This is a genomic window from Nocardioides sp. NPDC092400, assembly GCF_040684155.1.
Lineage (GTDB): Bacteria > Actinomycetota > Actinomycetes > Propionibacteriales > Nocardioidaceae > Nocardioides.
Map to the genome: position 1 here is coordinate 1,401,720 of NZ_JBFBFJ010000001.1, position 18,712 is coordinate 1,420,431.

The window sequence follows — 18,712 nt, forward strand, 5'->3', positions numbered from 1 at the left end:
GGGCGGGAACCTAGCCGGGCTCGTGCAGCCCGTCCGGCCCGGCGAGCACCCGGCGCACGACAGCGCGGCGACGGGTCGGCCGGGCGACCACCTCGAAGCCCGCGCGGGTGAACATCGCCTCGGTGCCGGGGTGCAGCTCGACGGTGATCGCGTCGGTGGTCGTCATCGGGTACCCCTCGACGACCCGCGCGCCGGCGGCAGCGGCGTGGGCCACCGCCGCGGGCACCATCGCCGAGGCCAGCCCGCGCCGGCGGTGGCCGGTGCGGGTGACGAAGCAGGTGACCGCCCAGACGTCCGGGTCGTCGCGCCGCTCGTCACGTCCGGCCCAGGCCACCCCGTGGTTGCGCACCAGGCCGGAGTACGCCGCGCGCGGCTCGACGGCGCACCAGGCCACCGGCTCGCCGTCGACGTACCCCACCAGCCCCGCCGTCGGCCCGCAGCCGCCCGGGTCCACCTGCTCGTGCAGCCGGTCGCGCCGGACCTCGTCGGGCACCGCGGCGAAGCTCTCGCCCCGGGCCAGCTTGTAGCGCTGACAGGCGCACCGGCCCGGCATCCCCCGGGACCCCAGGACGGCCAGCACGTCCTGCCAGTCGGCCTGGTCGCCCGGGCGGACCTCGAGCTCGGGCGTGGTCGCCATGGTCCGAGGCTAGTGGGGACGGTCAGCCGGCGCTGTCGAGCGGGCGACCGAGCATGGGACCCACGAGCCGGCGGATCACCGGGGAGGGCGAGAGCCCGAGCTCGTCGGCGAGCAGGCGCCGGTAGCGGTCGTACTGCCGCAGTGCCTCGGCGTGGTTGCCCTCGGCCAGGTGGACCTCGACCACCCGGCGGTGGGCGCTCTCCCGCAGCGGCTCCGAGCGCACCGCCTCGAGCGCGGCGCCCAGCGCCTCCTCGTGCCGACCGTCGACGCGGAGCACCTCCGAGGACCGCTCGAGCGCGTGCAGCCGCAGCTGCCGGTAGCTCTCGCGCTCGACGTCGAGCCACTCGTCGTGCCAGCTCGGGAGCAGGTCGTCGCGCCAGAGCCCGGCGAGCGCGGCGTCGGGCCGCTCGCCGACGCGCAGCACCCGGGCGGCGTCCTCGGCCTCCCACAGGTCCACCGCGACGTCGTCGCTGAGCCGGACGGAGGTCGAGGTGCAGACCACCAGCGTCCGGGCGCGGGGACGCGGCAGCCGCCACAGGACCGTGCGCAGGCTCGCCGTGGCGCGCGCCGGCTCGGCGTCGGCCCACAACCGCTCGGCGAGGGCGGCCCGCGGAACCTTCGCCCGCCGGTGCACCACCGCCAGGTGCGCGAGCAGGCGTTGGGCCGGACGGGCCAGCTCGACCTCGTCGTCACCGAACCGCAGGCAGAAGCCCCCCAACAGCGACATCCGCAGCTGCGGCGCCGGCGATACCTCCATGCCCTCGGGGTTCCCCGGCGACTTTGCCTCCATCCATACCCCACGGGGTTTTTCTTGCCCCGGTGACGGGGCGGTGACGGGGCCGCTACGCACCCGCGACGGACCTGCGACGGACCTGCGACGGACCGACGACGAGGGGCGACGGCGGGTGCGACGGGGCGAGGACGCCACCGCACACGGCGACGGGGACGCCCGCGGCGGCGGGGCGGCGTACGCCGCGGCGGACGGTGGCGTCACGGCGGCCCGGGAGCGTGGTGCTCACCGGGTGCGGACGACGCACCCTCGACGAAAGGCGCGCACCGTGTACCGACACACCAAGGAGCTGCAGTACAACGTCAAGCCCGAGCGGCCGGACGCACTCTTCGCGGCCAAGCTGCAGGAGCTCGTCGGCGGTCAGTTCGGCGAGATGACGGTGATGATGCAGTACCTGTGGCAGGGCTGGAACTGCCGCATCCCCGGCAAGTACAAGGACATGATCCTCGACATCGGCACCGAGGAGATCGGCCACGTCGAGATGCTCGTGACCATGATGGCCCGCCTGCTCGAGGGCGCTCCCTCGGAGACCCAGGCCGAGGCCGCCGCCGCGAACCCCGCCCTCGCGGCGGTCCTCGGCGGGCAGAACGTCCAGCACGCCATCGTCACCGGCGGCGCCGCGATGCCGACCAACAGCCAGGGCGTGCCGTGGAACGGCGGCTACATCGTCGCGAGCGGCAACCTGCTCACCGACTTCCGCAGCAACGTCGCCGCGGAGGCGCAGAGCCGGCTCCAGACCGCCCGGGTCTACCAGATGACCGACGACCCGGGCGTCAAGGACACCCTCCAGTTCAACCTCGCCCGCGACACCTTCCACCAGCAGCAGTGGCTGCTGGGCATCGAGCAGCTGATCGAGGACGGCTTCACCGACGGCATCGAGGACTCCCTCGCCGCGGAGGAGAAGGACGAGCCCGGCCGGACCTTCTACAGCTTCCACGAGGGCAGCACCGCCGCCGAGGGCCGCTGGGCCCAGGGCACCACCCTGATCGGGGACAAGGAGATCCAGTTCTCCCCCGGTGTCCAGCTCGGCGACGACGTGCAGGAGGTCCCGGCTCCGGACCCGCTGCTGTTCGCGACGTACGACGGCAGCAAGGGCCCCGGCAAGCCCGGCAACGCCGCCGGCGCTTACGGCCAGGGCGCGGAGAACCTGCTGAGCAAGGCCAAGGAGAAGCTCACCCCCGGCGAGTGAGCCAGGACCCCGGGAGACCTGATCGGTGACGCGCTGATGACCGACCTGACGACCGAGCTGCTGCTGCGACCCCTGGCCGACGCCTTCATGGAGGTCGGCGTGTTCGTCGCGCTGCTGGTGGTGCCCTTCGGCTGGGCGCGCCACCGGTGGGGCCACCGGCTGGACGACGCCCTCGAGCGTCACCGCCGGCTGGGCCCGCTGGTGGCCGCCCTGCTGACGGTCCCGCCGGGCTGCGGCGGCGCGATCATCGTCATGTCGGTCTACGCGCGGGGCGCCGTCAGCTACGGCGCGGCGGTCTCCGCACTGGTCGCCACCATGGGTGACGCGTCGTGGGTCCTGCTCGCGGCCGACCCGGTGCTGACGCTCCAGATGAAGGTCCTGCTGGTCGCCACGGGCGCGGCGACGGGGTACGTCGTGGACGCCGTGGGCATCGCCCCACGACGCCGCGTCGACACCGTCGCCCGCCCGGCACCGGCGCCCGTCCCCGTCTCCCCCGCGCCGGCGCTCCCCGCCGGCGCCGCACCGGCCAGGCGGCGCACCCTCCTGATGGAGGCGGCCACCCTGCCGGCCCTGATGTGGCTGCTGCTCGGCGCCGGCGCCACCGTCAGCCTCCCGACGACCTTCGAGCTGCTCGACCCCGCGGCGCTCGGTCACTCCCTGCTCGGCGGCGTCGACCCCTACCTGGCCATCGGCCTGGTCGGCTCCGTGCTCGCGGTCGGGTTCTTCCTGCGCAACGGCTGCAAGCTGGCCGACGACACCGTCGACGGCGAGCCCACGTCGATGCAGCAGGTCCTCGCGAAGGGCGCCGACGAGGTGTCGTTCGTGACCGTCTGGGTGGCCGCGGCGTACGTCGCGTGGTCGCTGCTGACCCACCTCACCGGCTTCGACGGCTCCCAGCTGCCGGTGCTCGGCTTCGCAGGCGTCCTGGTCGGCGCGCTGATCGGGCTGGTGCCCGGCTGCGCCGTGCAGATCGTCTTCGCCGGCCTCTTCCTCGCGGGAGGGATGCCGGTCTCCACGCTCGTCGCCAACAGCATCAGCCAGGACGGCGACGCGCTCATCCCCCTGCTGGCGATGGAGCACCGCTCCGCGCTGCTGGCCACCGTGCTCACCACGATCCCGGCGATCGTCGTCGGATCGGCCCTGCTCGTCCTCACCTGACGCCCCTCACGAACCCGTCCCGGAGGAACCATGTCCCGCTCGACGTCCCCGACCCACCTCTCCACCACCCACCGCAACCTGCTCCTCGCCGGCCTGGCCGTCCTGGTCAGCGTGGTCACCGGCACGACCGCCGGGCTGCTCGCCGCGGCGGCCGTGCTCGCCGTGACCGGCCTACGCGCGTGGGTCCTCCACGTGGGTGCTGGGGTCCTCGCCGACCCGCAGCACCCCCACCCGCTCGACGCGGCCGGCGACGTCGGCCAGGGCCTGGCTCGCGCGGCGTAGCCGCTCGGCCGTCGGCGCCGCCGCGCGCTCGGCGCCCTGGTCCAGGGCGTCGCGCGTGCGGTCGACGACCGTGAGCGGCAGGCCGGCCAGGGCGTTGCCCGGTGGGCGGCGGGCGACCGTCGGGTGCGGCCGCGTCGGCGCCGTGCGGCGTACCGCCTCCCACGCCAGCCCGAGCGCCCGCAGCTGCTGGACGCCGACCAGCTGCTGGAGGCGCGGGAGCAGTTCGTCCTCCTCGTCGCGCACGTCCTCGCGCAGCACCTCGATGAGCCGCTCGACGACCGGACGGCGCTCGGCCTCGGTGAGCTCCTCGGAGTCCAGCCGGACCACCAGGTGGTTGACCTCCTGGTGCTCCTGCTCGACCTGGAGGGTCAGCCGCTCGCCCTCGTCACCGGGGAGGATGCGCCGCAGCGCCGGCCACAGGACCGACTCCTCGGCGAAGGCGTGCGGGAAGACCAGCCGGTTGATCTCGCGCAGCACTGTGCGCTGACCGGTGCCCTCGGCGGCCTCGAGCCGGTGGAGGAGCTCGTCGAGGCGGATGTGGTCGCGACGCTGGCGGTGGAGGATGCTCCACTCCCCGCCCAGCTCGGCGACGGTCTGGTTCGCGATGGACGTCATGCCCGTCGGGGTACCCGACGGCCCCCGCGACGTACCCTCCGCCCGGACGCACCCCCGATGCGCCGAGCGGGCCGGGAGCCGGTGCTCCCGGCCCGCCCGGAGGTCGTGCCGCTGCGCTGCTGGGTGGATCAGGGGTGGGCCTGGACGGCCCCGTGTCGTGACGTCACCGCACGACGACGCGGACCCGCTTGGCGCCGTACACGACGCGGTCGGTGGGCCCGGTGACCTTGGACTTCTCGACCTCCTTGCGGCGCTTGACCAGGGAGAGGTTGGCCTGAAGGGCGTCGTTGCGGACCATGCCGGCCACCACCCGCTCGGCCTTGGCGACCGAGTTGATCGTGCCGCCGGTCCACAGCCAGCCGCCGCCCTCCACCGAGACCTGGCCCTTCATGCCCTGCGCCGAGGCGGGGACACGCATGGTGACCGGGACGTAGGTCGTCCCCTCCGGCCCGGAGAGCGCGGCACGGAGCACGAGCTTCCCGCCGGCCCGGGCCTCGGCGCGCTCGCCCTTGCCCAGGGTGACCCACTCGCCGCCGCGGCGCTGCTGGATGCTGCGCACGCGGTAGGTGTCGCTGTCGTCGCTCACGACGGACTGGCTGGTGACCGAGTCGAGCTCGACCCCGTCGATCTGGCTCAGGGCGTAGACGAGGTCGGCGAGCTCGTAGCCCGCGTCGCCGGTGATGTCGTACTCCGAGGCGTAGCGGTCGCTGAAGGAGAGCGAGAAGGCCGAGCCGTCGGTGTCGGTGCCGGTGATCTTCCAGCTCATCGTCTCCGAGCCGGGCATGATCGCGTCGACGACCCGGTCGTGGTTGGCGATGACCTGGTAGTAGGTCGTGCTGGCCGCGGCGCTGTCGACGGTGTTCTTGCTCGTGCCGGTGCGGGTGCGGCCGTCGTACGTCGCCGTGTTGGCGATCGTGGTCGCCCGCGGCAGCCGGCCGAGGAAGCCGGTGATGCCGGTCAGGTGGTCCTCGGAGACGGTGCCGACCGGGGCGCCGAGGTTGGCGACCTTGAAGCCGGGCCCGACCGGGTCCTCCTGGACGTAGAGCGCGGAGGCCGGGTGGAGGCTCATGGTGGTCTCGCCCTCGAAGGACATCGGGTGGCCGAAGCCCACGACCCGGCCGTTGCAGACCGAGGTGGCGGTGCCGACGCCGGCCTGGGTCACGTCGCCGTAGGAGAGGGAGGCGGCCATGTTGCCGCCCGGGACGATCGTCTCCGGGCCCGCCGCGGCGGCGGAACCGCCCGCGACGGCCCTCGCACCCTTCGGGAAGTAGGGCCGCTCCTCGGTGCCGGCGACACGCTGGGCGCTGACGCCGGAGACCCCGACCGGCATCGGGAGCTGTCGGAGCCCCTGCGCCGCCTGGGCCGGCGTGACGTCGGTCGAGCGGGCGATGCTGGCGGCCAGCTTCCTGCCGACCGGGACCTTGGCGGCCGGCGGCTCGGCGAGGTAGTCGTCCATGTCGGCGAACGGGGTGACGCCCGCGACCGGCGAGGGGCCGAAGGCCAGGCCGTAGGCGACGGCCCCGATGAGGCGGCCGTCGGCGGCGTACACCGGCGAGCCGGACATGCCCTGCCAGATGCCGGCCTTGTCGACCTCCGGCATGTCGACGCGGACCATGACCATGTCGAGGTCGGGGCCGATGCCGTCGTCGTAGACCCCGATCACCTCGCCGGTGAAGGACTCGGGCGTGGTGCCCCGGGTGACCGTGAGACCGCTGACGGCGTCGCCCTCGGCGAGCTCGGAGACCGGGAAGGCAGGCGTGCAGTCGCCGGCGGGCTCGGCCGAGGTGGCCGGGCCGGTGCCGAGGGCTGCTGTCCCGAGCAGCAACCCTGTCGCGGCGGTGAGGGAGACCAGGGCGGTGCCCCGGCGTCGAGTGGTCGTCATGTGTTCTTTCCTCCCGGACAACGGAGCGTGGAGCACGCTCGCTGCAACGTACGACGCCGCGACCGGAGATTTGGTTGCCTCGGGTCTCGGTGGGGTCACGATCTCCGGCCGGGCGGGCCGGAGGGACGCCGACCGCTCCGTAGGGTGGCCGCGTGAGCACCCCCCACCGCAGCCTGCAGCGCGTCGAGGCGGAGGCCCGCGCGGACCTCCTCACCGTCGAGTCCTACGACGTCCGCCTGGACCTGGCCGCGGACGAGTCGACCTTCGGGTCGGTCACGACGATCCGCTTCGACTCCCTCGGCGGGCCGACGTTCGTCGACCTCAAGCCGGCCCGCGTGCACCGGGTGGTCCTCAACGGGACCCCGCTGGACCCCGACGCCCTCGACCGGGGCCGGCTGCCGCTGGAGACGGCCTCCGGGCCGAACGAGCTGGTCGTCGAGGCGACGATGCGGTTCCGCAACGACGGCGAGGGCCTGCACCGCAGCGTCGACCCCGCGGACGGGCAGCACTACGTCTACGGCATGTCGTTCATGGACGCCGCACCGAGCGTCTTCGCCTGCTTCGACCAGCCCGACCTGAAGGCGCCCTACACCTTCACGGTGCTCGCTCCGACGGGCTGGACGGTCGTCGGGAACGCGCCGGCGACCAGCCCGGAGCCCGGCCTGTGGACGATCGGGCCGACCCAGCCGCTGTCGACGTACTTCGTCACGGTGGTCGCCGGGCCCTACCACGTGCTGCGCGACGAGCACGACGGCATTGCGCTGGGCCTGAGCGCCCGGGCGAGCCTCGCGCCGGCGCTCGAGCGGGAGGCCGACGAGCTCTTCACGCTCACCCGGCAGTCCTTCGACGAGCTGCACCGGCTCTTCGGGATCCGCTACCCCTTCGGCGACTACCACCAGGCGTTCGTGCCGGAGTTCAACGCCGGGGCGATGGAGAACCCCGGCTGCGTCACGTTCCGCGACCAGCTCGTCTTCGACACCCGGGTGACCCGGGGCGCGCGCATCAACCGCGCCACGACGGTCGCGCACGAGATGGCCCACCAGTGGTTCGGCAACCTGGTGACGCCGCGTTGGTGGGACGACCTGTGGCTCAACGAGTCCTTCGCGGAGTATATGGGCAACCGGGTCACGGCCGACGCCACCGAGTACGCCGATGCGTGGGTCGACACCTCCTACGCGCGCCGGCAGTGGGGCCTCGTCGCGGACCTCGGCCCCGGCACCCACCCGGTCGCCGGCAACGGCGCCGTCGACGCGACCGCCGCCCTGCAGGACTTCGACGGGATCTCCTACACCAAGGGCTCGACGGTGCTGCGCCAGCTCGCGGCGACCCTCGGCGACGAGGTGTTCCTCGGCGGGGTCGTGGACCACCTCACCCGGCACCGGTTCGGCAACGCGACGATGCACGACCTGTTCGCCAGTTGGGAGCGGGCCGGCGCCCACGACCTCTCCTCCTTCACCGAGCAGTGGCTGCGCACGGCCGGCCCCGACACGATCGAGCTGGACCGCGCGGCCGGCGTGCTGCGCCGTACCCCTCCCCCGGCGCAGCCGGCCGACCGCTCGCACACCCTGCGCGTGGCCGTCGCCGGCGAGGGCGGGTGGGACGTCCGGCGGGTGGTGGTCGACGGCCCGGAGACGGCGTTCGACGCCGGCGACGCCGCCGTCGTGCTGGACCCCTACGACGACACGTGGGCGGCGGTCCGCGCCGACGCGACCACGCTCTCCGCACTGCCCACCGTGCTGCCCGGCATCGAGGACCCCGGCCTGCTGGCCGGCGTCTGGAACAACGTCCGGACCGCGGTGCACGACGCCGCCGCCGACCCCGCGGCCGTCGTCGACCTGGTCGTCTCGCGGTTCCCGGTCGAGGACCCCGAGGACCCCTTCCAGAGCGGGATGCCGCGACGCACGATCCCGTGGGTGTTCTCCACCCTGCTGCCGCTCGCGCCGGAGGGCTCCGTCGAGCGGGTCCACGAGGCGGCCGTCGCCCGGCTGGCCGCCCTCGAGCCGGGCTCCGAGGGCCAGCTTGCGGCGTTCCGCGCCTCCGTCCGCTCCGCCGGCGACCCCGAGGTCCTGCGCGGGTGGCTCCAGGCCGCGCCGGACGGCATCGACGTCGACGCCGACGTGCGCTGGCGGCTGCTGCACCGGCTGGCCGTCCTCGGCGCCACCGACGTCGCCGAGCTCGACGCCGCGCTCGCGGACTCCCCCACGGCCGCCGCGACGGTGCACCACACGCGGGCCCGGGCCGCGCTGCCGGAGGAGGCGGCGAAGGAGTGGGCCTGGGCGCGGTTCACCGGCGCCGCCGAGGCGAGCAACTACGAGATCGAGGCCGCCGGGATCGGGCTGTGGCAGCCGAGCCAGGCCGACGTGACCGCGCCGTACGTCGAGCGCTACTTCGCCGACCTGCCCGGCACCGCCGCCGTCCGCAGCGGCTGGGTCCTCGCCGACGCCGCGGAGGCGTTCTTCCCGGTGACCGCGCTCGACCGCCCGACGCTCGACCGGGCCCGTGCGCTGCTCGCCGACGACTCGCTCGACGTCTCGCTGCGCCGCCGCCTCGACGAGTGCGCCGACCGGCTCGAGCGGATGGTCCGCACCCGTGAGCGGTACGGCGCGTGAAGGCGCGGCGGTGAAGGCGCGGCGCCCGGGCCCGACCGTGCGGACGCGGGTGCACGAGCTGCTCGCCGACGGCACCGAGCGCCGCCACGAGGACCGGCTGGCCACCGAGGAACCGCTCGAGATCCGCCTGGCCTGGCCGGGCGCGGCGGCGCGCCGGGTCTGGGTCACGATGCGCACGCCGGGCAACGACTTCGAGCTGGCGGCCGGGTGGCTGGTGCACGAGGGGCTCGTCGGCCCGGAGGGCCGCGGCGCGATCGCCGGGGTGGCGTACTGCACCGACGCCGACCTCTCCCCCGAGCAGGAGTTCAACGTCGTCACGGTCACCCTCGACGGCCCGCCCGCGGCCGACCCGGGCCACCGGCACGACACGTTCTCCTCCGGCTCCTCGGCGTGCGGGGTCTGCGGCAAGGACTCGGTCGCCTCAGCGCTCACGGTGAGCGCCGCGGCGCGCTGGACCGGCGACCTGCCCGACGCCGACGTCGTGCGCGGCCTGCCCGACGTGCTGCGCGGCGGGCAGCGCGTCTTCGACCGCACCGGCGGCGTGCACGCGGCCGGGCTCTTCACCGCCGCCGGCGAGCCGCTGGTCGTGCGTGAGGACGTCGGCCGCCACAACGCGGTGGACAAGGTGACGGGCGCGCGCGTGCTCGCCGGGCTGTCGCCGGCCGAGTCGGTGCTCGTCGTCAGCGGCCGGGCGGGCTTCGAGCTGGTGCAGAAGGCCCTGGCCGCCGGGGTCGGCGCGCTCGCATCGGTCGGTGCGCCGACCAGCCTGTCGGCAGGACTGGCCGCCGAGGCGGGGCTGGTGCTCTACGGGTTCACCTCCCAGCGGCGTTGCGTGCGCTACACCTGAGCCCTCCGCGGCGTGGGTCCGAGGGACTGTCGGCGCGGCCTCCTACGGTCCTCCTGTGCGCATCCTCCACACCTCCGACTGGCACCTGGGCCGGTCGTTCCACCGTGAGGGGATGCTCGTCCACCAGGCCGCCTTCGCCGACCACCTGCTCGAGGTCGTCGAGTCCGAGCGGGTCGACCTCGTGGTGGTCGCGGGCGACGTCTACGACCGCGCCCTCCCCCACGTCGACGCGGTCCGGCTGGCCGACGACGTCCTGGTCCGGCTCGCCGCGTCGCGGGCGCGGGTCGTCGTCTCCAGCGGCAACCACGACAGCGCCCAGCGCCTCGGCTTCAGCTCACGGCTCATCGACGCGGCCGGGGTCTTCATCCGCACCGACCCCGCCGGCGTGGGCACGCCGGTGCTGCTCGAGGACGAGCACGGCTCGGTCGCCGTGCACGCGCTGCCCTACCTCGACCCGCACGCGGTGGCCGCCCCCTGGGAGCTGCCTCGCCGTTCGCACGAGGCCGCGCTGACCGAGGCGATGGCACGCGTCCGGGCCGACCTCGCGACCCGGCCCGGCACCCGGTCGGTGGTGCTGGCGCACGCGTTCGTGGCGGGCGCCCAGCCGAGCGACTCCGAGCGCGACATCTCCGTCGGCGGGGTCTCGATCGTGCCGACCACGCTCTTCGACGGCATCGACTACGTCGCGCTGGGCCACCTGCACGGTCGGCACGTGCTGACCGACCGGGTCCGGTACAGCGGGTCGCCCCTGGCCTACTCCTTCTCCGAGACCGACCACCGCAAGGGCTCCTGGCTGGTCGACCTCGCCGCCGACGGCGCGGTCCACGCCGAGTACGTCGAGGCGCCGGTTCCCCGGCCTCTCGCCCGGCTCACCGGCACCCTCGCCGACCTGCTCGAGGACCCGCGCCACGAGCGGCACGAGGGCTCCTGGGTCCAGGCCACGCTCACCGACGAGGTACGGCCGCTCCAGGCGATGGACCGGCTCCGCCGGCGCTTCCCGCACGCGCTCGTCCTGGGCTTCGCGACCCCGCCGCCCGGCCTCGGTGCGGCGCCCGCGACCCGCACCGCCGGTCGCACCGACCACGACATCGCGCACGCCTTCGTCCGCGACCTCCGCGGCACCGGGCCGAGCGCCGAGGAGCGCGCGCTCCTCGACGCCGCCGTCGACGCGTGCTGCGACGACCCCGACCTCGACCGCGCCGTCGCGGAGCGGGCCGGACTCTCGTCGGGGGTGGCCGGGTGAGGCTGCACGTCCTGGAGGCGACCGCGTTCGGCCCCTTCGCCGACACGGTCCGGGTCGACTTCGACCACCTCTCCGCCGCCGGTCTCTTCCTGCTGTCGGGCCCGACCGGTGCCGGCAAGACGAGCGTCCTGGACGCCGTGTGCTTCGCGCTCTACGGCGACGTCCCGGGCGACCGGTCCAGCGCCAAGCGGCTGCGGTGCGACGGCGCCGCCGCGGGCGTCGCGCCCCAGGTGACCCTCGAGGCGACCCTGGCCGGTCGGCGCTTCCGGATCGTGCGCTCCCCCGCCTGGGACCGGCCCAAGAAGCGCGGGTCCGGCACCACCACCCAGCAGGCCTCGGTGACGCTCTCCGAGCTCGTCGCCGGTGCGTGGGTCCCCCTGTCCTCCCGGCTCGACGAGACCGGCCACCAGGTCGCGGAGCTGCTGGGCATGAACCTCACCCAGTTCACCCAGGTCGCGATGCTGCCCCAGGGCCGGTTCCAGGCCTTCCTGCGGGCGCGGTCCGAGGAGCGCCACGAGCTGCTGCAGCGGCTCTTCCGCACCGGTCGGTTCGCCGACGTCGAGCGCTGGCTGCGCGACCGACGGCTGGACCTGCGGCGCCGGTCGGAGTCGGCCCACCAGGGGGTCGCCGACCTGGCCAGCCGGGTCAGCGAGGTCGTCGAGACGCCCGTGCCGTGGGACGTGCGGGACCTGACCGAGCCGGCCGGGGACGGCGCACTCCTCGGCTGGGTCCACGAGCTCGCGTCCCGCGCCGCCACCGCCTCGGCCTCCGCCGTCGAGTCAGCGGTCTCGGCCGCCTCCGCCGAGGCTGCGGCCCGGACGGCCCTGGAGTCCGGCCGCGCCCTCACCGAGCGGCGCGCGCGGATCGACGCCGCCGCCGCCGAGCACCGCCGGCTCCTGGCCGACGCCGACGACGTGGCCCGCGACCGGCTCGCGCTCGACACCGGCCGACGCGCCGCCACCGTCGCCCCCTGGCTGCGGCTGCTCGACCAGGCGCAGCGCACCCGCGGCACCGCTGCCGCTGCGGTCACCCGCGACGACCGGCACGAGGTGCGGGCCGAGCTCGACGCCGCCGTCGACGCCGCCGCGCACGTCCGCGCGCTGCAGCCCCGCGCCGCCCGCCTCGGGACCGTCCACGGCGAGCTCGAGCGGCTGGCCGGGCTCGCCCGGCGGGTCGAGCGCCAGGTCGGTGAGGCGCGGGCGCGGTGCGAGGCGGTCGAGGTGCGCGCCACGCTCGACGGCCTGGCCGTCCGGGCCGAGGCCCACGCGACGGTGGCGCGGCTGCGCGAGCAGCTCGCCGTCGCCCGGGAGGCCTGGCACGAGTCGCGCGAGGCCACGCTGACCGCACGCGAGCACGCCGCCGACGTACGCCGCGCGCGGCTGGACAGCATGGCCGCCGAGCTCGCCGGTGCGCTGGCCGTCGGCGCCTGCTGCCCGGTGTGCGGCTCCGATGACCACCCCGTCAAGGCCCTGCCCGGTCCCGGCGCCCCCGACGAGCGGGCCGAGAAGCAGGCCCAGCGGGCGGTCGACGACGCCGCGTCCGTCGAGCACCTGCGCGACGTCGAGGTGCGCGAGCTCACCACCCGCCTCGAGCACGCCGAGGCCGCCGCCGGGGCCGGGAGCATCGCGCTCCTCGAGGCCGAGCGGGCCGAGCTCGACCGCGCGCTGCAGGCGCTGCTCACCGCGGCCGGTGGTCGGTCGGCACCCGACTCCGCGACCGCCTCCGCGGAGGTCGAGACCCTCGTCGCCGAGGCCGCGCGCCTCGAGGCGACCGGCCGGTCCCTGGCCGAGGAGGCCGAGAGCCTCGGTGCCGAGCTGGCCGAGGCGCTCGCCGCGCACGACTGGCTGGTGCCCACCGGGGACGCCGTCCGGGACCTGGACGGCCTGCTGCGCCACCACCGGTCCGTGGAGCGCGCGTGCGGCGAGGCTCTGGTCGCGCTCGACCGGCTCGCGGAGGCCGAGCGCGCCGTCGCCGAGGCGGAGACGGCCCTCGACGAGGCGGTCGCCGCGGCCGGTTTCGGCGCGGCCGACGAGGCGGCCGCCGCGCTGCTCGACCAGCGCGCCTGCGAGCGGCTCGAGGAGCGCCTGTCCACCCACGAGCGCCGGCTCGCGGCGGTGACCGAGGTGCTGCGCGAGCCGGGGGCCGACGAGGTGGCGACCGCTCTCCTGCCCGACCTGGACCGTCTCGCCGTCGAGCACCGCGGTGCGCTCACCGCCCTGAGCACCGCGCGTGCCGCGGAGGCGCTGTGGTCGGCCCGTGCGGCTCGGCTGGCGGACCTCGAGGGCGCGCTGGCCGCCGCGCTGGAGGAGTGGGCACCGCTCCGCTCGGAGCTGGAGCTCACGAGCCGCCTGTGCTCCTTCGTCGAGGGCAAGTCCGCCGACAACCTCCTGCAGATGCGGCTCTCGGCCTACGTGCTGGCCTACCGGCTCTCCCAGGTCGTCGCTGCGGCGAACGAGCGGCTGGCCCGGATGAGCGACCAGCGCTACTCCCTCGAGCACACCGGCCGTCGCGGCGCCGGCGAGACCCGCGGCGGCCTCTCGCTGCTGGTCCGCGACGACTGGTCCGGCGAGGCCCGCGACCCCGCGACGCTGTCGGGCGGCGAGACCTTCGTGGTGTCCCTGGCCCTCGCCCTCGGCCTGGCCGACGTCATCACCAACGAGGTCGGCGGCGCCGCACTCGACACGTTGTTCGTGGACGAGGGCTTCGGCTCCCTCGACGCCGACACCCTCGACGACGTCATGGACACCCTCGACTCCCTGCGCGACGGTGGCCGGGTCGTCGGCGTCGTCAGCCACGTCGCCGAGATGCGCGACCGGATCCCCACCCAGCTGCTCGTGGCGAAGTCCCGGCACGGCTCCACGGTCGCGCTCACCGGCTAACCGGGCACCACCCGGTCACCGGCCGCTCCAGCGTGCCCGATCCCTTGGCAACGGCTCGTGGATCGATGACGATGCAGGAGGACCGCGATCGGCGGAGCAGATCCGCGCCTGGGCGATCGCCTAGCGAGAGTTGAGCCCGAGACCGTGCGCGAGCAGCCCGCGGGACCCCGTCCCGGCACCGAGACCGGTGGCCGGCTAGGCAGGGCTGCAGCCGCCATCGCCAGCAACGCACGCAACCCCAGCCTGCGGCGCGCCCAGCTCAGCTTCCTCGGCGCCTGGACCGCCGAGTGGGCCTTCACCGTGGGGCTCGGGATCGTGGCGTACCGCGACGGCGGGGCGGCGGCGGTCGGACTCGTCGGTCTCCTCCGCATGGCACCCTCCGCGCTGCTCGCCCCGGTGCTGACGCCGCTGGCGGACCGGGGCCGCAGGGAGCGGGTCCTGGTCGTGGTCTCCACGGTGCGCGGCGTGGCCACGGCTGCGGTCGCGCTCGTCGTGGGCATGTCGGGACCCACGAGCCTGGTCTACGTCCTCGCCGTCGTCTCCACGATCGCCGCGACCCTCTACCGGCCGGCGCACTCGGCGCTGCTGCCCTCGTTGTGCCGCTCCGGGTACGAGCTCACGAGCACCAACGTCGTGCGCGGTCTCCTGGACTCGGTGGCGACGTTGCTGGGTCCGCTGCTGGCGGCGCTCCTGCTGGGCGTCGCCGGGGTGACCTCGGTCTTCGCCGTCGCCTCGGCCGCCTCGTTGTGGGCGGCGTTCCTCGTGGCCCGCCTGCGCTACGACGCGCCCCCGCGCCCGTCGGCGCCCCCGGAGGGCGCTCTGCTCCGGTCCGCCGCGGAGGGGATCCGGGCGGTCCGCCGGAGCGGTGACCTGGCGCTGATCATGGGCCTCGCCGTCGCGCAGACCCTAACCCGAGGCGCGCTCACGGTGCTCACCGTCGTGGTCGCGATCGACCTCCTCCGGACCGGCGAGTCCGGCGCCGGGCTGCTGACCGCCGCGATCGGCGCCGGCGCCGTCCTCGGGTCGCTCGCCGCCGCGCTGCTGCTCGACACCCGGCGGCTGGGCGGGTGGTTCGCCCTCGGTGTCTCTCTGTGGGGACTACCGGTGATCGTGATCGGCGTGCTCCCGCACGAGACGACCGCGCTGGCGATGCTCGCGTGCGTCGGCGTCGGCAACGCGCTGATCGACCTGGGGGGCTTCACCCTGCTCGGCCGGATCGCACCCGACGAGGTGCTGGCACGGGTCTTCGGCGTGCTGGAGAGCCTGGTCGCCCTCTCGATGGGCCTGGGAGCCGTGCTGACCTCGGTGGTCGTCGAGCTGGCCGGCATCCGCGCCACGTTGGTCGTCGTCGGGGTCCTGTGCCCGGTCGCCGCGGCGCTCGCCTGGCCGCGGCTCCGCCGGATGGACCGTTCGCTCAGCGTGCGTGACGAGGAGATCGCGACGTTGCGGCGTGTCCCGATGCTGGGCTTCCTGCCCCTGCCCGCCGTCGAGCAGCTCGCCCGCGGCATGCAGCCCGTCGACGTACCCGCCGGTGCCACCGTCTTCGAGCAGGGCGACGTCGGCGACCGCTACTTCGTCATCGAGTCGGGCGAGGCCGTGGTGGTCGGCGACGGCGAGGTCGTCGCGAGGCTGGGCCCCGGCGAGGGGTTCGGGGAGATCGCCCTGCTGCGGCAGGTCCGCCGGACGGCCGGCATCCGGGCGACGCAGCCGCTCCGGCTGCAGTCCCTGCGGTCCGAGCACTTCCTCGCGGTCGTCCTGGGCTACCCGCCGAGCGCCCGCGACGCCGGTACGACGGTCGCGTCCAGGCTCGACCGCTTCAGCCCGACCGGCGGGGTGAACGGGCCCCGCCCCGACCCCCCTCCAGGAGCTCCCCATGGCTAGGTCCCCCGGCACGGCGCCCGAGCGAGCACTGCTGGTGATCGCCGACGTCAGCGGCTACACCACCTACATGCGGACGCACCGCATGAGCCTGGCGCACGCGGAGGTGAACATGTCGAGGCTGCTGGACCGCGTCATCGACGCGGCCTCGGGGTTCGACCTGGTCGAGATCGAGGGCGACGCGGCGTTCCTGTCCCGTCCCGCCGACACCCTGACCGACGGCGCGGCGGTCAGGGCCACGTTCGAGGTCGCCGCGGCGATGCACCGCGCGTTCCACCTCGAGCGCCGCTACGTCGCCACGAACCTGTGCCCCTGCCAGGGGTGCAACGAGGTGGACAGCCTGCGGCTGAAGTTCGTCGCGCACATCGGCGAGGTCGCCACCCAGACGATCAGGAAGCGGCACAAGCTGGTGGGGATCGACGTCATCCTCGTCCACCGGATGCTCAAGAACCCGGTGGGGATCCCGGAGTACGTCCTGCTCTCCGAGGACCTCCACCGGCTCCGCGACGACACGGTGGCGACGGCCTCCCACGAGGTCCTGCAGGACCTGGAGGGGATCGGACCGACACGCGGGTACTTCGTCGACGTCGCCGACCTCGCCGACCCCTCGCTCGCCGCACCGCCGGACCCGACCCTCCTCGAGCGCCTCGGCCGGACCCTCACCGTGGCCGGCTCCGGGATGCCCTACATGCTCGGGCTCCGCCGCCGGCGGGCCACCTCCCCCACCTCCTCCACCTGACGCGCGCTCGGGTCAGCCGCCGGACGCGGCGCGACCCTGCGTGGCGGAGGTGCTGGCGCGACCACCCCGACCTCCTACCGACAGCGGATGTCGCACCCCCGGACGTGAGGTGCCGCGCCCGAGCGCGGGCGGGACGCGCGAACGCCTCGGCGGGAAGCACCCGACGCGACCTCCACGCCTGATGGAGTCCGGGCCAGAGGCCTAGGCGAGCCGACGCACGCGCCTCACCGTGCGGACGACGAGCACGACCGCGAGCGCCCACGGGGCGCCGACGATGAACGGGTCCATCCAGTGGTGCTTCACGTCCGCGCGGTCGTGCCTGAGCCGCGACCGCAGCCCGTGGTGCGTGACCTCGGCCTGCACGCCGGTCTGCGTGATGGGGTTGTCCGGGCGCAGGGTGAGCATCGAGCGCAGCGCGCTCTCGACGGCGTCGACCCGGTCCGCCGCGATCAGCAGCAGCCAGTGCGCGGCCTGCCCCTCGCTGTACCTCGCGTAGGCCAGCTTGCGAACGGTGCCGGAGAGCCCTGCGGGCGGGCAGGTCGTGCCGAACACCGGTGGGAGCCGGGTGTGCTCCACCGAGCGTTCCCGGGGCCACTTCTCCGGCTGCCGGTCCGGGTGCTCCCAGTGGGCGCCCGCGAAGGTGGGGTCGAACCGCTCCCGCGGCACGGAGGGACGGTCGGCCCGGTCGGCGTCGGCACCCCAGCCGGGGATCCGTGCTCGAAGGTCCTCGCTGCTCTCGGCGAGCGGGGGCTTGTGGGGTGTGTACGGCATGGCGTCTTCCTCCTGGCTCAGGCCGCGCTGGTGACGACGATGGGCTTGATGCACTGGTCGAGCTTGGCCGAGAACATGTGGTAGCCCTCGGTGATGTGCTCGAGCGGCACGTGGTGGGTGACGATGTCGCTGGGCTTGAAGTAGCCGTTGCGGACGTGCTCCAACAGGCGTGGCCACTGCCGCTTGACCGGGCACTGGTTCATGCGGAGGGTGAGCCCCTTGTTCATCGCGTCACCGAGCTTGACCGCACTGAACAACGGCCCGTAGGCGCCCACGACCGACACGGTGCCGCCCTTGCGGACGGTGTCGATCGCCCAGTTCAGTGCGACCGGCGACCCGCCCTGGAGCTTGAGCTTCGCCGAGGTCACGTGCTGGAGGAGGCTGCCGTCGGCCTCTGCGCCGACCGCGTCGATGACGACGTCGGCGCCCAGGCCGTCGGTCAGGTGCTTGAGATGGCGGACGACGTCGTGGTGCTCGGTGAAGCTGACGACCTCGGCGTGGGCGAACCCGCGCGCCTTGTCGAGCCGGTAGTCGAGGTGGTCGACGACGATCACGCGTCCGGCGCCCATGAGCCACGCCGACCGGGCCGCGAACAGACCCACCGGCCCGGCGCCGTACACCACGACCACGTCACCCTCCACGATGTCCCCGAGCTGCGCCCCGAAGTAGCCGGTCGGGAGCGCGTCGGTGAAGAGCACCGCGTCGTCGTCGTCCATCCATTCCGGTACCAACCCCGGGCCCACGTCGGCGAACGGAACCCGGACGTACTCGGCCTGGCCACCGTCGTACCCGCCGCACGTGTGGGAGTAGCCGTAGATCCCGCCGACGGCGGTCGCGTTGGGGTTCACGTTGTGGCAGTTGGAGTAGAGCCCCCGCGCGCAGAAGAAGCACGTCCCGCAGAACACGTTGAACGGCACCATGACCCGGTCTCCCCGCTGGAGCCTCTCCACCGACGGACCGACCTCGTGGACCACTCCGATGAACTCGTGCCCGAACGTCATGCCGACCCGGGTGTCGGGCATCATGCCGTGGTACAGGTGCAGGTCGGATCCACAGATCGCGGCCCGCGTCACCCGGACGATGGCGTCGTTGGGGTGCTCGATCGCCGGGATGTCCTTCTCCTCGACGCGGATCCGGTAGGGCCCGCGGTAGACCATCGCTCGCATGCTTGCCTCCATCTGTCTGCCACTCGT

At 74.5% G+C, this 18,712-nt stretch carries 14 protein-coding genes; 8 read left to right on the top strand and 6 right to left on the bottom strand.

The annotated features are described in order from the left end of the window. Nucleotides 1-10: 10 nt before the first annotated feature. Together AB0N29_RS06965 and AB0N29_RS06970 are read right to left on the bottom strand one after the other, a co-directional pair. Entirely contained in the window at nucleotides 11-637 is a 627-nt protein-coding gene (locus AB0N29_RS06965; RefSeq protein ID WP_302271537.1) for a GNAT family N-acetyltransferase, read from the bottom strand. Nucleotides 638-659: 22 nt separating this feature from the next. Then, nucleotides 660-1,394 carry a BTAD domain-containing putative transcriptional regulator gene (locus AB0N29_RS06970; RefSeq protein WP_302271539.1) on the bottom strand — a complete coding sequence of 245 codons (735 nt, stop codon included), beginning with the start codon at nucleotides 1,392-1,394 and terminating at the stop codon, nucleotides 660-662. A gap of 301 nt (nucleotides 1,395-1,695) precedes the next feature. Here AB0N29_RS06970 and AB0N29_RS06975 point away from each other — a divergent pair, with 301 nt between their 5' ends. Then, nucleotides 1,696-2,616 (top strand): manganese catalase family protein, encoded by a 921-nt coding sequence (locus AB0N29_RS06975; protein ID WP_302271541.1) that lies wholly within the window; start codon nucleotides 1,696-1,698, stop codon nucleotides 2,614-2,616. 36 nt (nucleotides 2,617-2,652) lie between these two features. Further along, the gene (locus tag AB0N29_RS06980) at nucleotides 2,653-3,774 is read left to right on the top strand and encodes a putative manganese transporter (RefSeq protein ID WP_302271542.1); all 1,122 of its coding nucleotides are present in this window, start codon (nucleotides 2,653-2,655) and stop codon (nucleotides 3,772-3,774) included. A 171-nt stretch (nucleotides 3,775-3,945) separates the two neighbouring features. Here AB0N29_RS06980 and AB0N29_RS06985 read toward each other — a convergent pair whose 3' ends face one another. Together AB0N29_RS06985 and AB0N29_RS06990 are read right to left on the bottom strand one after the other, a co-directional pair. Further along, nucleotides 3,946-4,671 (bottom strand): hemerythrin domain-containing protein, encoded by a 726-nt coding sequence (locus AB0N29_RS06985; RefSeq protein WP_364865231.1) that lies wholly within the window; start codon nucleotides 4,669-4,671, stop codon nucleotides 3,946-3,948. 163 nt (nucleotides 4,672-4,834) lie between these two features. Beyond that, complete coding sequence (locus tag AB0N29_RS06990; protein ID WP_364865233.1) at nucleotides 4,835-6,553, bottom strand: hypothetical protein; 1,719 nt, start codon at nucleotides 6,551-6,553, stop codon at nucleotides 4,835-4,837. Nucleotides 6,554-6,705: 152 nt separating this feature from the next. Between AB0N29_RS06990 and pepN the strand changes: the two genes are divergently transcribed. From pepN to AB0N29_RS07020, 6 genes are all read left to right on the top strand, one after another. Further along, the gene (pepN, locus tag AB0N29_RS06995) at nucleotides 6,706-9,162 is read left to right on the top strand and encodes an aminopeptidase N (RefSeq protein WP_364865236.1); all 2,457 of its coding nucleotides are present in this window, start codon (nucleotides 6,706-6,708) and stop codon (nucleotides 9,160-9,162) included. Between the two features lie 10 nt (nucleotides 9,163-9,172). Next, a complete protein-coding gene (locus AB0N29_RS07000; RefSeq protein ID WP_364865238.1) occupies nucleotides 9,173-10,009 on the top strand; it encodes a formate dehydrogenase accessory sulfurtransferase FdhD in 837 nt (278 codons plus the stop codon). Between the two features lie 55 nt (nucleotides 10,010-10,064). Further along, nucleotides 10,065-11,252 carry an exonuclease SbcCD subunit D gene (locus AB0N29_RS07005; RefSeq protein ID WP_364865240.1) on the top strand — a complete coding sequence of 396 codons (1,188 nt, stop codon included), beginning with the start codon at nucleotides 10,065-10,067 and terminating at the stop codon, nucleotides 11,250-11,252. Next, on the top strand, nucleotides 11,249-14,131 hold the full coding sequence (locus AB0N29_RS07010; protein ID WP_364865242.1) for an SMC family ATPase: 2,883 nt from the start codon (nucleotides 11,249-11,251) through the stop codon (nucleotides 14,129-14,131). Before AB0N29_RS07005 ends, AB0N29_RS07010 begins: the two co-directional genes overlap by 4 nt. A 144-nt stretch (nucleotides 14,132-14,275) precedes the next feature. After that, nucleotides 14,276-16,012, top strand: a complete 1,737-nt coding sequence (locus AB0N29_RS07015) for an MFS transporter (RefSeq protein ID WP_364865244.1) — start codon at nucleotides 14,276-14,278, stop codon at nucleotides 16,010-16,012. Continuing rightward, nucleotides 16,005-16,748, top strand: a complete 744-nt coding sequence (locus tag AB0N29_RS07020; RefSeq protein WP_364865246.1) for a DUF2652 domain-containing protein — start codon at nucleotides 16,005-16,007, stop codon at nucleotides 16,746-16,748. Before AB0N29_RS07015 ends, AB0N29_RS07020 begins: the two co-directional genes overlap by 8 nt. Before the next feature lie 201 nt (nucleotides 16,749-16,949). Here AB0N29_RS07020 and AB0N29_RS07025 read toward each other — a convergent pair whose 3' ends face one another. After that, nucleotides 16,950-17,519, bottom strand: a complete 570-nt coding sequence (locus tag AB0N29_RS07025) for a hypothetical protein (protein ID WP_364865248.1) — start codon at nucleotides 17,517-17,519, stop codon at nucleotides 16,950-16,952. A gap of 17 nt (nucleotides 17,520-17,536) precedes the next feature. Further along, nucleotides 17,537-18,685 (bottom strand): zinc-dependent alcohol dehydrogenase, encoded by a 1,149-nt coding sequence (locus AB0N29_RS07030; protein WP_302266580.1) that lies wholly within the window; start codon nucleotides 18,683-18,685, stop codon nucleotides 17,537-17,539. Nucleotides 18,686-18,712: the final 27 nt, after the last annotated feature.